Below are 13,742 nucleotides of genomic sequence, written 5' to 3' on the forward strand. Positions count from 1 at the left end.
CCTACCGCGCCGCCTTCCGCTCACCCGCCGAGGCGGCGCATCCCCAGGGTGCGGACGACGGCCTCGCCGGCCTCGTCCGAGGCGGCGAGGTCGACCTCAGCCTCGATCACCCAGTCGTGGTGGCCGGCCGGGTCGTGGAGGGTCTGGGTGACCCGCCAGGTCCCGCCGCCACGCTCGACGTCCAGCATCTTCGGACCGCGAGCATCGGCGTCGGTCAGCACCCGGTCGTGCTCGTCGTAGTAGTCCCCGATCGCCCGGTCCCAGTCCTCGCGGGTGAACTCGCCCCCCGGGGACGCCGCGTCGAGCGCCACCAGGCCGTCGAGGTCGTCGCGGGCGACGAGGTCGACCCGGTGCCACATCGCGTTGCGCACCATCACGTCGAACACCCGCCCCTGCTGGGTGAGGGGCCGCGGCGGCGGTGGCGGGGCGTGCTCGCGCACCTCGCGGGCGGCGTGCTCCGGGTCAGCGAGCGCCTCCCACTCGTCGAGCAGCGAGGAGTCGACCTGCCGGATCGTCTCCCCCAGCCAGTCCTCGAGCAGCGCCAGCTCCTCGGTCCGGTGCGAGTCGGGCACGGTCTGCCGGAGGGCGCGGTAGGCGTCGGACAGGTAGCGCAGCACGAGGCCCTCCGACCGCGCGATCTCGTAGCGACCGACCAGGTCGGTGAAGCCCATCCCCTGCTCCCACATCTCGCGGACGACCGACTTCGGCGCGAGCGCATCGGGCGACAGCCACGGGTGGCGCTCGCGGTAGGTCTCGTAGAGGGGCTCGAGGAGGTCGGCGAGCGGCCGGGGCCAGGTGACGTCCTCGATCAGGGCCATCCGCTCGTCGTACTCCACGCCCTCGGCCTTGAGCGCGGCGATCGCCTCGCCGCGGGCGGCGTGCTGCTGCGCCATCAGCAGCGGGCGGGGGGCCTCGAGCACCGACTCGACCACGGACACCGTGTCGAGGGTGAACGTGTCGGAGTCGGGGTCGAGGACGTCGAGCGCGGCGAGGGCGAAGTGCGACAGCGGCTGGTTGAGCGCGAACTCGACCGGGAGCGCCTCGGTCAGCACGTAGCGCCGGCCCCACGCGTCGAGCTCGTCGAGCCGGGTCAGCACGCCCGACGCGACCAGGCTCCTGGCCAGGCGTACCGCGCGCTTCGCCAGCCGAAGCTGGCTGCGACGGTCCTCGTGGTTGTCGGTCATCAGCCGCCGCATCACCGGGAACGCGTCCTCCTCGCGGGAGACCACGTTGACGAGCATCGCGTTGTCGACCTTCATCTGCGACTTCAGGGGCTCCGGCCGGCCGTCGACGAGCTTGTCGAAGGTCTGCTCGGTCCACACGACGGTGCCCGGCGGCGGCTTCTTCAGCTGCGCCTTCGAGCCGCGCTTCGCGCGCTTCTCCTCGCTCATTGCAGCGTTCTTCGCCGCAGCCTTCGCCTTCGCGCGCTCGTTGTCGATGACGTGCTCGGGCGCCTGCACCACGACGTAACCGGCGGTGTCGAAGCCGGCGCGGCCCGCCCGACCGGCGATCTGGAGGAACTCGCGGGACTTGAGGACCCGCTGCCGCTGGCCGTCGTACTTCGCCAGACCGCTGAACAGGACGGTGCGGATCGGCACGTTGATGCCGACCCCGAGGGTGTCGGTGCCGCAGATGACCGTGAGCAGGCCGGCCTGGGCGAGCTGCTCGACGAGGCGGCGGTAGCGCGGCAGCATCCCCGCGTGGTGGACGCCGATCCCCCGGCGCAGCAGCTTGGACAGCGTCTTCCCGAACCCCGCGGCGAACCGGACGTCGGCCAGGCGTTCGGCGAGCTGCTCCTTCACGTCCCGGCGTGCGTCGTACAGGGTCTTGCCGAGGAGACCGGTCGCGTGCGAGACGGCGGCGGCCTGGGTGAAGTGCACGACGTAGACGGGCCCCTGGCCGGTGGTGACCAGCTCCTCGAGCGTCTCCTCCAGCGGCGTCAGCGACCACGAGAAGCTGAGCGGGACCGGGCGCACGGCGTCGTCGACGACTGCCGTCTCCCGGCCGTTGCGGCGGGTGAGGTCCGCCGCCAGCTCGGTGACGTCACCCAGGGTGGCGGACATCAGGAGGTGCTGGGCCTGGGGCAGCTCGAGCAGCGGCACCTGCCAGGCCCAGCCGCGGCCGGGCTCGCCGTAGAAGTGGAACTCGTCCATCACGACCAGGCCCACGTCGGCCTGGTCGCCCTCGCGCAGCGCGATGTTGGCGAGGATCTCCGCCGTGCAGCAGATGATCGGGGCGTCCGCGTTGACCGCCACGTCACCGGTGAGCATCCCGACGTCCTCGGCGCCGAAGACCTCGCACAGGGCGAAGAATTTCTCGCTCACCAGCGCCTTGATCGGCGCGGTGTAGAAGCTCACCCGGTCCTCGGCCATGGCCGCCATGTGCGCCGCGAGCGCGACCAGGGACTTGCCCGAGCCGGTCGGGGTCGCGAGGACGACGTTGTTGCCCGCCAGCAGCTCGAGGATCGCCTCCTCCTGATGGGGGTAGAGCTCGAGGCCCCGCTCGCTCGCGTAGGCGAGCACGCGGTCGTACGCCTCGTCCGGTCCGTCACCCATTGCGGGCCCGCGGGTGCGCGGTCGCGAAGACCTCGCGCAGGTTGTCGACGGTGACCAGCGTGTAGACCTGCGTGGTGGTGACGGACGCATGCCCGAGCAGCTCCTGCACGACCCGGACGTCGGCGCCCCCGTCGAGCAGGTGCGTGGCGAAGGAGTGGCGCAGCGTGTGGGGCGAGACGTCCTTCGTGACCCCGGCGCGGTCGGCCGCCTTGACGAGCACGGCCCACGCCGACTGGCGCGACAGCCGGCCGCCGCGGGCGTTGAGGAAGAGCGCCGGCGTCCCCTTGTCCTCGGCGAGCAGGGCCGGGCGGCCCCGCACGAGGTACGCCGCCACCGCCTCGCGCGCGTAGGACCCGATCGGGACGATCCGCTCCTTGCTGCCCTTGCCGCGGAGCAGGACGGTCGCGTCGGCACCCTCGTCGGTGTCGACGTCGTCGACGTCGAGCCCGACCGCCTCGCTGATCCGCGCGCCGGTGCCGTACAGCACCTCGAGCAGCGCCCGGTCGCGCAGCGCCAGCGTCGTGCCCGGCGCGCCGGCCGCCTCGAGGATGGCTTCGACGTCGGCCAGCGGGAGCGCCTTCGGCAGCCGCTTGGCCGGGCTCGGCGGCTTCACCGCTGCCGCCGGGTCGATGGTCGCCAGACCGTCGGCGACGGCGAACTTGTGGAACCCGCGCACTGCCACCACGGTCCGGGCTGCCGACGACGCGCTCAGCGGCGGGTGCACCTGGTCGCCCTCACGTAACCGGACCAGGAACTCCGTCACCGTCGTCTCGGTGATCGCGTCGAGGCTCTCCAGCCCGACCTCGGCGAGGAACTCGCGGTAGCGGCGGAGGTCGCGCCGGTACGACGAGAGCGTGTTCGCGGCGAGACCCTTCTCGATGCTGAGGTGGTCGAGGTAGGTCCTGACCGCCCGGTCGATCGGTCCCGGCGTCACAGTCAGGCGATCGCGTCGGCGAGCGCCACGGCCTCGATGCCGACGGCCTCGCCGACGGGGGCGTTGGTGAGCTGGCCGGCGTGGGTGTTGAGGCCGAGCGCGAGGGAGTGGTCCTCGCGGCAGGCACGCTGCCAGCCCTTGTCGGCCAACGCCACCGCATACGGCAGGGTCGCGTTGGTCAGCGCGTAGGTCGAGGTGTTCGGCACCGCGCCGGGCATGTTCGCCACGCAGTAGAAGATCGAGTTGTGCACCGGGAACGTCGGATCGGCGTGGGTGGTGGGCCGGGTGTCCTCGAAGCAGCCACCCTGGTCGACTGCGATGTCGACCAGCACCGAGCCCGGCTTCATCTGCGCGACCAGGTCGTTGGAGACCAGCTTCGGCGCCGCGGCCCCGGGGATCAGCACCGCGCCGATCACCAGGTCGGCCTGCTTGACCTGCTCCTCGATCGCCAGCTTCGACGACGCCAGCCCGTGCACCCGGTTGTTGTAGCGCCAGAACGACATCCGCAGCTTGTCCAGGTCGGTGTCCAGCAACGTCACGTCCGCACCCATCCCGAGCGCGATGTTGGCCGCATTCTGGCCCGCGACGCCGGCGCCGATCACCACCACCTTCGCGTTCGCGACCCCACCGACACCGCCGAGCAGCACCCCCCGGCCGCCCTGGGCCTTCAGCAGCGAGTGCGCCCCCACCTGGGGCGCGAGACAGCCCGCCACCTCCGACATCGGGTAGAGCAGCGGCAGCCCACCCGAGGGCAGCTGGACGGTCTCATAGGCGATGCCGGTGACCTTGCGGGCGATCAGCTCCTCGGTCAGCGCCTTGTCCGCAGCCAGGTGCAGGTAGGTGAACAGGACCTGCCCCTCCCGCATCCGGTGGTACTCCTCGGCGATCGGCTCCTTGACCTTCAGCACCATCTCCGCCGCATCCCACACGTCGTCGGCGGTCGGCAGCATCCTGGCCCCGGCTGCGACGTACTCCGCGTCCGGGATCCCGGAGCCCGCCCCGGCCCGAGCCTCGATGACGACCTCGTGGCCGTGGGCGACCAGCTCGTTCACGCCGATCGGCGTGATCGCGACCCGGTACTCGTGGTTCTTGACTTCCTTGGGTACGCCGACTCTCACGTCCGCGACTGTATAACGGCGTACGCCAGCGTCGCGATGGCGACGGGGCCCTCGGTGACGCGGCCTTCGAGCACGGCGGCGAGGAGCTCGTCGAACGGCGCCCAGAAGACCTCCAGGTGCGCCTCCTCGTGCTCCAGGACGTAGTCGGTCTCGACCTCGCGCAACCCGCGTGCGAGGTAGAAGAACTGGCGTTCGCTGGTGATCCCGACGGAGGGGTACGTCGTCACCAGGTGGGTCCACTCGGCCGCCTCCAGCGAGACCTCCTCACGCAGCTCCCGCTTGGCGGTCTCGACCGGCGGCTCCCCCTCGACGTCGCAGATCCCGGCCGGGAGCTCGACGAACGTCGCACGCCCCGCGTGGCGGTACTGCCGGATCAGGCACACGTGCTCGATCTCGTCGCGCTCGTCCACCGCAAGCACCATCACCGCGCCGGGGTGCTCGACCACCAGCCGCTCGAACGGCTCGTCGTGGTCACCGGGCGGGTGGATCCGGTCCCGGCGCAGGGCGACCACCCAGCCGTCGCGGTAGAGGTCGGTCGAGTCGACCACCGGCCAGCTGCCGGGCGAGTCGGCGAGGGTCATTCCGGAGCGGGCTCGGGGTGGAGGTGCGACTCGTCGATCGGGATCCGCAGCTCGCGCTGGCGGTCCAGCGCGGCGCCGACCAGCCCGGCGAACAGCGGGTGCGGCCGGGTCGGCCGCGACCGCAGCTCGGGGTGGGCCTGGGTGGCCACGTAGTAGGGGTGCACGTCGCGCGGAAGCTCGACGAACTCGACCAGGTCGAGCTCGGGGTTGACCCCGGAGAAGACCAGGCCGGCGTCCTCGAGCTTGTCGCGGTAGGCGTTGTTGACCTCGTAGCGGTGGCGGTGCCGCTCGTGGATCACGTGCTCGCCGTACGCCTCGGCCACGACGGAGCCCTCCGCCAGCCGCGCGGCGTAGAGGCCGAGCCGCATCGTGCCGCCCAGGTCGCCGTCGCCGCCGACGATCTCCTTCTGCTCCTCCATCGTCGCGATCACCGGCTCGGGCGTCTCCGGGTCGAACTCGGTGGAGTCGGCCTTCTGGAGGCCGAGCACGCTGCGGCTGTACTCGATGACCATGCACTGCAGGCCCAGGCACAGGCCCAGGGTCGGGATGCCGTGGGTGCGGGCATAGGTGAGCGCCCCGACCTTGCCCTCCAGGCCCCGGACGCCGAAGCCACCCGGGATGCACACGGCGTCGACGTCCTGGAGGTGACGGGCAGCGCCCGTCGGCGTCTCGCACTCGTCGGACGGGATCCAGCGCAGGTCGACCTTCGTCTCGTGCGCGAACCCGCCGGCGCGCAGCGCCTCGGCGACCGACAGGTAGGCGTCGTGGAGGTCGACGTACTTGCCGACGAGGGCGACCACCACCTCCTCCTTCGGGTGGTGCACCCGGCGGAGCAGGTCGTCCCAGTCGGTCCAGTCGACGTCGCGGAACGGCAGGTTGAGGCGGCGTACGACGTAGGCGTCGAGCCCCTCTCGGTGGAGCACCTTCGGGATGTCGTAGATCGACGGCGCGTCGGCCGCGGTGACCACGGCCTCCTCGTCGACGTCGCACATCAGCGAGATCTTGCGCTTGATCGAGTCGGGCAGCTCCCGGTCGGCACGGCACACGACCGCGTCCGGCTGGATGCCGACCTGGCGCAGCGCGGCCACGGAGTGCTGGGTGGGCTTGGTCTTCAGCTCGCCGGAGGGTCCGATGTAGGGGACCAGGGAGACGTGCAGGAAGAAGCAGTTGTCGCGACCGATGTCATGACGCACCTGCCGGGCCGCCTCGAGGAACGGCAGGGACTCGATGTCGCCGACCGTGCCGCCGATCTCGGTGATGACGATGTCGACGTGCTCGGCACCCCGGCCCATCGCGAGGATGCGGTCCTTGATCTCGTTGGTGATGTGGGGGATCACCTGCACGGTGTCGCCGAGGTACTCGCCCTTGCGCTCCTTGGCGATCACCTCGGAGTAGACCTGGCCGGTCGTCACGTTCGCGATCTGGCCGAGGTCGGTGTCGAGGAACCGCTCGTAATGACCGATGTCGAGGTCGGTCTCGGCGCCGTCGTTGGTGACGAACACCTCGCCGTGCTGGAACGGGTTCATGGTGCCCGGATCGACGTTCAGGTAGGGATCCAGCTTCTGCATGGTCACCCGCAACCCGCGGCTACGCAGCAGCCGACCGAGGCTCGAGGCCGTGAGTCCCTTCCCGAGCGAGGAGGCGACGCCTCCGGTCACGAACAGATGCTTCGTCGTCCCACTCGGTGGCGCCATCTTCACGGGATACCACCGTATCAGGGAGTTCGGGCCATCTGGAGCAGCTCACGGGCATGGGCGAGGGCCGAGTCGGATCCGGCGAGTCCTGCGAGCATCCGGGAGAGCTCCTGCTCGCGCCCCGCGTCGTCGAGGGTGGTCAGGCCGGAGCTGGTCACCGAGCCGTCGGACGACTTCTCCACCACCACGTGGCGGTCGGCGAACGCGGCCACCTGCGGCAGGTGGGTCACGACCAGGACCTGGGCGTGCTGGGCGAGCGCCGAGAGCCGCCGGCCGATCTCGACGGCCGCCGCTCCCCCGACACCCGAGTCGACCTCGTCGAAGACGAACGTCGGGACCGGGTTGGTGTCGGCCAGGCACACCTCGACCGCCAGCATCACCCGGGACAGCTCGCCGCCGGAGGCCCCCTTGTGCAGCGGGCGCGGCTCTGAGCCGGTGTTGGCAGCGAGCAGGAACTCGATCTCGTCGACCCCGTGCTGGTGGAACCGGAGCCACCGATCGCCGACGAGCAGGGCGTCGGTGGGCGGGTGCGCGGCGTCGGCGGGAGGCATGACCTCGCGAGGAGCGACACGGATCGTCAGGCGGGCGTCCGGCATCGCCAGCAGCGTGAGCTCGTCGCTGACCGCGGTGCTCAGCCGGTCGGCGGCGTCACGTCGGGCCGCGGACAGGGTCTCCGCCACCTCGGCGAGCTCCGCGCGCAGGGCGACCCGCGCCTCGGTCAGCCGCTCGATCGTCTCGTCGGTCCCCTCGAGGTCGAGCAGCCGCTCCTCGGCCGTCGCTCCCCAGGCGAGCACGTCGTCGACGCTGTCGCCGTACTTCCGGGTCAGGCCGGTCAGAGCCGCTCGGCGCTCCGACACCCCGGCGAGCCGGGCGGGGTCGGTGTCGATCCCGGCGGCGTACGACGCGACGTCTGCTGCGAGGTCGGACAGCAGGTAGGTCACCTCCGCGACCCGGTCGGCCAGCTCACCCGCCGCCTCGTCGTGCTCACGGACGCCTTCCAGCTGGCCCCGGGCCGCAGCCACGGCACCGAGAGCGTCGGGCGAGCCCTGGTCGCTCGACAGCGCCTCACGGGCCTGCTCGGCAGCCGTGCGCAGGGTGTCCGCGTGGCCGAGCCGTGCCTCCTCGGCAGCCAGCTCGAGGTCCTCTCCGGGCTGCGGCGCGACGGCCGCGATCTCCTCGACACCGAACCGCAGCAGGTCCGCCTCCCGCGCCCGCTCGCGGGCGGAGGCCACCACCTCGGCGAGCTCGCGCTCGGTGGCGACCAGGCGGTCGTGGAGCTCGGCGTAGCGCTGGAGCGGCGAGGCCACGGCCGTTCCGCCGTACATGTCGAGCGCGGCGCGCTGTGTCGAGGCCTTGAGCAGCCGGTGCTGGTCGGACTGCCCGTGGACGGCCACCAGCGGCTCCGCGACCTCGGCCAGCGTCGCCACGGGCACGCCGGCACCGCCGACGTAGGCACGAGACCGGCCCTCGGCGCTCACATTGCGAGCGAGGACGACCTGGTCGTCCTCGACCTCTCCCCCGGCGTCCTCGACGGCGACGGCGAGCCCGGCCACGCCATCGACCCGGACGACGCCCTCGACGCGGGCCTGCTTCGCACCCATCCGCACCGCGCCGCTGTCGGCGCGGCCACCGAGCAGCAGGCCGAGCGCGGTGACGACCATCGTCTTGCCGGCGCCCGTCTCGCCGGTCACGACGGTAAAGCCGGGTCCGAGCTCGAGCGTGGATGAGTCGATGACGCCGAGCGAGCTGATCCGGAGCTCTTCGATCATCAGTGGTCGTCCTCGGCGGCGCCCCGTTGCTCGCGGCGCTTCTCAGCGCTGCCGCGCCAGCCCTCGACCGAGAGCCCGAACTTCGCCACCAGCCGGTCGGCGAACGGCGCCTGGTGCAGCCGGACGAGCCGGACCGGACGGAGCCCCCGGCTCACCTCGATCCGGGCGCCCGGGGGTAGGTCGACGCTGCGCCGGCCGTCGCACCACAGCACCCCCGCGCCCTGGTTGCCGGCGAGCACCTCGATCGCGATCACCGACGACGGCGCCACCACCATCGGGCGCGCGAAGAGCGCGTGGGCACTGAGCGGGACGATGCACAGCGCCTCGACCTGGGGCCACACGATCGGCCCGCCCGCACTGAAGTTGTAGGCCGTCGAGCCGGTCGGCGTCGCACAGACGACCCCGTCGCAACCCCATCGTGAGAGCGGCCGGTCGTCGATCTCGACGACGACCTCGAGCATCCGCTCACGTGCGGCCTTCTCGACGCTCGCCTCGTTGACCGCGAACGTCGAGTAGACCAGCTTGCCGTCGTGGAAGGCGCGCACGTCGAGGGTGAGCCGGTCCTCGGTCGTGTAGCGCTGGGCGACGATCGCCTCGATCGTCGCGGCGACGTCCTCGTGCTCCGCCTCCGCGAGGAAGCCCACGTGGCCGAGGTTCACGCCGAGCACCGGGGTCAGCCGCTTGTGGGTGACCTCGGCCGCCCGCAGGATGCTGCCGTCGCCGCCGATCACCACGGTCAGCTCACAGCCGCGGCTGGCGTCGGTCTCGGAGTCGGTCAGCTCGACAGCCGGGTCGAAGGCGGTCGGGTCGACCTCCAGGTCGGCGGCCTCGCTTCGGAGCAGTCGGACCACGATCCCGTGGGCGCTCAGCTCCTTGACGAACGCGCGAGCGACGTCACGCGCCTCGCTGCGACGTGTGTGCGCGAGCACCAGCACCCGACGCTGGCTCTCGGAGGAGTACCCCGCTGACATGGTCACGCCCTCAGTCTGTCCTATCCCACCGTCATGAAGGGTCCGTCCCGGTGCCGCGTCGCACGACTTCGGTGATCTCGTCCATATCCACCGTCGCCTCGCCCTGCCGGAGCCACAGGAAGAACTCCACGTTGCCGGACGGCCCCGGCAGCGGGCTCACGGTCACCCCGTGCACACCCCAGCCCCGCTCCGCCGCACCCGCGGCGACGCCGAGCACCGCCTCCGCCCGGAGCCCCGGGTCGCGGACGACGCCGCCCTTGCCGACGCGGTCCTTCCCCACCTCGAACTGCGGCTTCACCATCAGCGCCAGGTCGCCGTCCGGCCTGGTGACACCGAGCAGCGCGTCGAGCACGAGCGCCAGCGAGATGAACGACAGGTCGCCGACCACGAGGTCCACCGGGCCGCCGATGATCTCCGGGGTGAGCGCGCGCACGTTCTGCCGGTCGTGGACCACCACCCGGGGGTCCTGCCGGAGCGACCAGTCGAGCTGGCCGTAGCCCACGTCGACCGCGACCACCTCGGCCGCGCCTGCGCGCAGCAGGACGTCGGTGAACCCGCCTGTCGACGCGCCGGCGTCGAGGCAGCGCCGGCCGCTCACGACCAGGCCCGCCGGCCCGAAGGCCGCGAGGGCGCCGGCCAGCTTGTGGGCGCCCCGCGAGACGTAGTCCGGGCCGTGCTCACCCTCGAGGACGACGATCGCGACATCCGTCGTGACCCCGGTCGCCGCCTTGGTCGCGGTGGCCCCGGACACCTTGACCCGGCCGTCGGTGATGAGCTGCGCGGCGCGCTCCCGCGAGGGGGCGAGCCCGCGACGGACCAGCTCCGCGTCGAGCCGGAGTCGGCGCGGCGGCACCCGCTACTCCGGCGTCTCGTCCAGGGCCTGCCGCAGCTGCTGGTGCGCGGTCTCGAAGACCGCCGGGTGCTCCTCGAGCGGCCGGGCGTCGAGCCCCGCGACGAGATCGAGCACGGTGTCGATGGAGGCGATGCCCGTCGGCGCCGGGACCAGGCTCGACGGGGCCGCGGCCACAGGTTCCTCGGTCATGACAGCGAGGTTACCGTCCGGCGGTCCCGGCGTCGGGGACCCCCAGTCCGGTGATGTCGGCCACCGACCCCTCCGCGTCCAGGTGAGACCACGCCGCGGCCGCGACCGCCCGCCACCAGTCGTCGAGCGCCCCTTCGCCCGACACGCTCAGCCGTCCGTCCCGCACGGTCGCCCGCCAGCCGTCGACGGCCCAGCCGTCGCCGTCGCGGACGGGCTCGGGGTGAGCCTCGAGGAGGCCGGTGAGGTCCGCGGAGAGGAACGTCGGGCGGTGGTGCCGTTGCGCCGCCACCAGGGCCTCCAGGCCCGTCACCCCGGTCATCACCAGCAAGGAGTCGACCTGCGCGTTGCGGGCGCCCTCGATGTCGGTGTCGAGCCGGTCGCCGATCATGAGCGGTCGGGCACCGCCCACGCGTCGTACCGTCTCCTCCAGCAGGGGTCGCTCCGGCTTCCCGGCCACGACCGGGGTCACGCCGGTGAACCGGGTGAGGGTCTCGACCAGGACGCCGTGGCCGGGGGCCACGCCGAACGCCGTCGGGATCGTCCCGTCCGCGTTGGTCGCCAGCCACGGCAGCCCGTCCCGCACGCGCACCGCGACCCGCATGATGTCGCGCCACAGCACGTCGGGCCCGTAGCCGCTGACCACGGCGACCGCGTGGTCCTCGACGCCGACCGGCACGAGCCCGGCCTCGTGCAGCGCCGCCTCGAGCCCCGGCCCGCCCAGGCGGACGATCGGGGCACCCTCGCCGAAGCGGTCGCGCGCCAGGCGCGCCGCCGCCTGGGCCGAGGTCACCACGTCGGTCGGCTCGGCCGCGATCCCGAGCTCCGTCAGGTGCTTCGCGACGGTCTCCGGCGGCCGCGCGGCGTTGTTCGTGATGAAGGCGACGCGCATGCCCGCGGCCCTCGTCGCACGGAGGTGCTCGGCGGCGCCGGGAACGGCGTGCTCCCCCACGTAGACCACACCGTCGAGGTCCAGCATGGCGAGGTCGTAGGAGACGGACAGCGGGGTGGTCGATGCGGCCAACACCGGCCCAGCCTCTCAGGTCGCCGACCGGTTCCTCCGTACGATGCCCTGATGGATCCAGGACAGGTGGTGACGCCGCCGTACGTCGCCGGCCCGCTCAGGCTCCACCCGTTCCCCGGGCTGATGCTCGCTCCCCACCGGGTCGGGGACCCGTCGACCGGTCGCGCCTTCGCCCGGCCGTACCGCGGCGTCGCCGCCCGGCTCCTGCGGTGGCAGGCCAGGGGGCTGGTCCGCCGCGACGACGCGCCGGCGCTCTACCTCCACGAGTACAGCGCCGCCGGGATCACGATCCGAGGCCTCGTCGGTGCGCTCGACGTCTCTCGGCGTGCGACGCGGCCCGAGGACAGGGCCGTGCTCCCGCACGAGGGGATCCACCCCGCGCAGGCCGACGACCTGGCGGACCGGATGGCCGAGATGGGCCTCAACCCGGCTCCGATCCTCCTCGTCCACAACGGCACCGCCCGCCTGGCCACGCTCGTGGCCGGCGTCGCTGCCGAGCCGCCGGCGCACGAGTTCACCGACCGATCAGACCAGCAGCACCGGATCTGGGCGATCCGCGACCCGGCGCTGCTCTCCGAGATCGCCGACGAGCTCCAGGACAGCCGGGCGCTCATCGCCGACGGCCACCACCGGTACGCCGCCTACCTGCGCCTTCAGCGCCGCGAGCCGGGGGGTGCGTGCGACCTCGGCCTGGCGATGCTCGTGGACCAGTCGACGACGCCGTTGTTCCTCGGTCCCATCCACCGCAGCCTGACCGGCACCTCGCTCGACGACCTGCGCAGCGCTGCGGAGAGCCTCGGCATGCCCAGCCGGACCCTGACCCAGATCGAGGCAGTGGCCGCGCTCGGCCCCAGCAGGCTCGCTGCCACCGACGGCGAGGAATGGATCGTCGTGGACCTCGACGTCCCGATCGACCGGGCGGCCGTCGAGATCCTCCACGGCCAGCTCGTGCCGGCTCTCCCGCACGGTCCCGCCAACATCGGGTACCACCACAGCGTCGACGACGCGCTGGCAGCGGCCGACCCCCGCTCGACGATCGCGGTGCTCATGCCTGCCCCCTCGGTCGACCTCGTGCAGCGCATCGCCGAGGACGACCGCCTGCTCCCGGAGAAGGCCACGTCGTTCCAGCCCAAGCCGAGCCTCGGCGTCCTCATCCGCTCGCTGCGCGACGCAGCAGCCGAGCCGAGCTGATCTCCACCTCGACGCGCGAGATCGGCGGCCCACCGCCCACCCGGTAGAACCGGCGGCGCAGCGAGCCCCGCACCTCGACACGGTCCCCCGTCCGCCAGCTCGCCAGCGCGCGGCGAGGCCGCGCGTCCCAGGCGCAGCAGTCGAGGACGTCGACGCTGGGTCCGCTGCGACCGTCCGATCGCAGCCGCTTCGACGCTCGCGGGACGACGACCCGCACCACGCACAGCTCGTCGCCGCTGGGCATCACCCGCACCTGGGGGTCGCCCGAGACGGTCCCCTCGAGGCGCACCTCGTTGACCGCCTCGTTGCCACGCTCACCGTCCTTGGCCTCACCTTTGGCCTCACCTTTGGCCTTGTCCTTGGCCCTGCTCTTCGTGCTCATCCGGCACCTCCTTGGCCCCAGCAAAGGGCGGAGGGCCGACACCGGGACATTCCAGGGCGGACGCCTGTGGAGGAAGCCGGCACTCGGGCGGTCTGTGGACGAGAAGCGGCCCCCGAATGCGGCGGAAAGGGGCAAAAACGCCGAACGGGCTATCAGAGAACTGATAGCCCGTTGGCGAATGTATGTCCGGCGGCGTCCTACTCTCCCACAGCCTCGCGGTTGCAGTACCATCGGCGCTGGCAGGCTTAACTTCCGGGTTCGGGATGGGTCCGGGTGTTTCCCTGTCGCTATGGCCGCCGTAACTTTATGAACCCCTGTTGCCCGGTCCCGTGGCCGCCCTTGGTGGGGGTGTGGGGTGGGTGGGGTTGGATTGTGGACGCGTTGTTTGCGGTGTGACGGTGTCGTCGTTGTTGTTGTGTGTTGTCATTGCCTGGACACAGTGACCCTGGTGCACGTGCCAACGTTTGTTGGTTGTGTTGGGGGT

General features: G+C 72.1%; 12 protein-coding genes and 1 rRNA gene. 1 reads left to right on the top strand and 12 read right to left on the bottom strand.

Annotated elements, in window-relative coordinates:
• Window positions 1–20 precede the first annotated feature (20 nt).
• From F0U47_RS19810 to F0U47_RS19855, 10 genes are read right to left on the bottom strand one after another with little or no spacing between them, the layout of a single operon-like run.
• On the bottom strand, window positions 21–2,555 hold the full coding sequence (locus F0U47_RS19810; RefSeq protein WP_149752218.1) for a DEAD/DEAH box helicase: 2,535 nt from the start codon (window positions 2,553–2,555) through the stop codon (window positions 21–23).
• Window positions 2,548–3,489 (bottom strand): site-specific tyrosine recombinase XerD, encoded by a 942-nt coding sequence (gene xerD, locus F0U47_RS19815; protein WP_188111440.1) that lies wholly within the window; start codon window positions 3,487–3,489, stop codon window positions 2,548–2,550. The genes F0U47_RS19810 and xerD overlap by 8 nt, the downstream gene beginning before the upstream one ends.
• Before the next feature lie 2 nt (window positions 3,490–3,491).
• On the bottom strand, window positions 3,492–4,607 hold the full coding sequence (ald, locus tag F0U47_RS19820) for an alanine dehydrogenase (RefSeq protein WP_149752220.1): 1,116 nt from the start codon (window positions 4,605–4,607) through the stop codon (window positions 3,492–3,494).
• Window positions 4,604–5,188, bottom strand: a complete 585-nt coding sequence (locus tag F0U47_RS19825; protein ID WP_149752221.1) for an NUDIX domain-containing protein — start codon at window positions 5,186–5,188, stop codon at window positions 4,604–4,606. Before F0U47_RS19825 ends, ald begins: the two co-directional genes overlap by 4 nt.
• Complete coding sequence (gene pyrG, locus F0U47_RS19830; protein ID WP_149752222.1) at window positions 5,185–6,882, bottom strand: CTP synthase; 1,698 nt, start codon at window positions 6,880–6,882, stop codon at window positions 5,185–5,187. The genes F0U47_RS19825 and pyrG overlap by 4 nt, the downstream gene beginning before the upstream one ends.
• 20 nt (window positions 6,883–6,902) lie before the next feature.
• The gene (gene recN / locus F0U47_RS19835; RefSeq protein ID WP_149752223.1) at window positions 6,903–8,651 is read right to left on the bottom strand and encodes a DNA repair protein RecN; all 1,749 of its coding nucleotides are present in this window, start codon (window positions 8,649–8,651) and stop codon (window positions 6,903–6,905) included.
• Entirely contained in the window at window positions 8,651–9,622 is a 972-nt protein-coding gene (locus F0U47_RS19840) for an NAD kinase (protein ID WP_149752234.1), read from the bottom strand. The genes recN and F0U47_RS19840 overlap by 1 nt, the downstream gene beginning before the upstream one ends.
• A gap of 31 nt (window positions 9,623–9,653) precedes the next feature.
• Complete coding sequence (locus tag F0U47_RS19845; protein WP_149752224.1) at window positions 9,654–10,475, bottom strand: TlyA family RNA methyltransferase; 822 nt, start codon at window positions 10,473–10,475, stop codon at window positions 9,654–9,656.
• A 3-nt stretch (window positions 10,476–10,478) separates the two neighbouring features.
• On the bottom strand, window positions 10,479–10,664 hold the full coding sequence (locus tag F0U47_RS19850) for a hypothetical protein (RefSeq protein WP_149752225.1): 186 nt from the start codon (window positions 10,662–10,664) through the stop codon (window positions 10,479–10,481).
• A gap of 10 nt (window positions 10,665–10,674) precedes the next feature.
• A complete protein-coding gene (locus tag F0U47_RS19855) occupies window positions 10,675–11,688 on the bottom strand; it encodes an HAD-IIA family hydrolase (RefSeq protein WP_246159712.1) in 1,014 nt (337 codons plus the stop codon).
• A gap of 48 nt (window positions 11,689–11,736) precedes the next feature.
• Between F0U47_RS19855 and F0U47_RS19860 the strand changes: the two genes are divergently transcribed.
• Complete coding sequence (locus F0U47_RS19860; protein WP_149752226.1) at window positions 11,737–12,876, top strand: DUF1015 family protein; 1,140 nt, start codon at window positions 11,737–11,739, stop codon at window positions 12,874–12,876.
• Here F0U47_RS19860 and F0U47_RS19865 read toward each other — a convergent pair.
• Both F0U47_RS19865 and rrf read right to left on the bottom strand, forming a co-directional pair.
• Window positions 12,836–13,258 carry a single-stranded DNA-binding protein gene (locus F0U47_RS19865; RefSeq protein WP_149752227.1) on the bottom strand — a complete coding sequence of 141 codons (423 nt, stop codon included), beginning with the start codon at window positions 13,256–13,258 and terminating at the stop codon, window positions 12,836–12,838. The two genes, F0U47_RS19860 and F0U47_RS19865, sit on opposite strands and share 41 nt — an antisense overlap.
• Window positions 13,259–13,442: 184 nt before the next feature.
• Window positions 13,443–13,559: ribosomal RNA gene (gene rrf, locus F0U47_RS19870) — 5S ribosomal RNA — on the bottom strand.
• Between the last annotated feature and the right edge of the window lie 183 nt (window positions 13,560–13,742).

The organism is Nocardioides antri (assembly GCF_008373765.1).
Taxonomy (GTDB): domain Bacteria; phylum Actinomycetota; class Actinomycetes; order Propionibacteriales; family Nocardioidaceae; genus Nocardioides; species Nocardioides antri.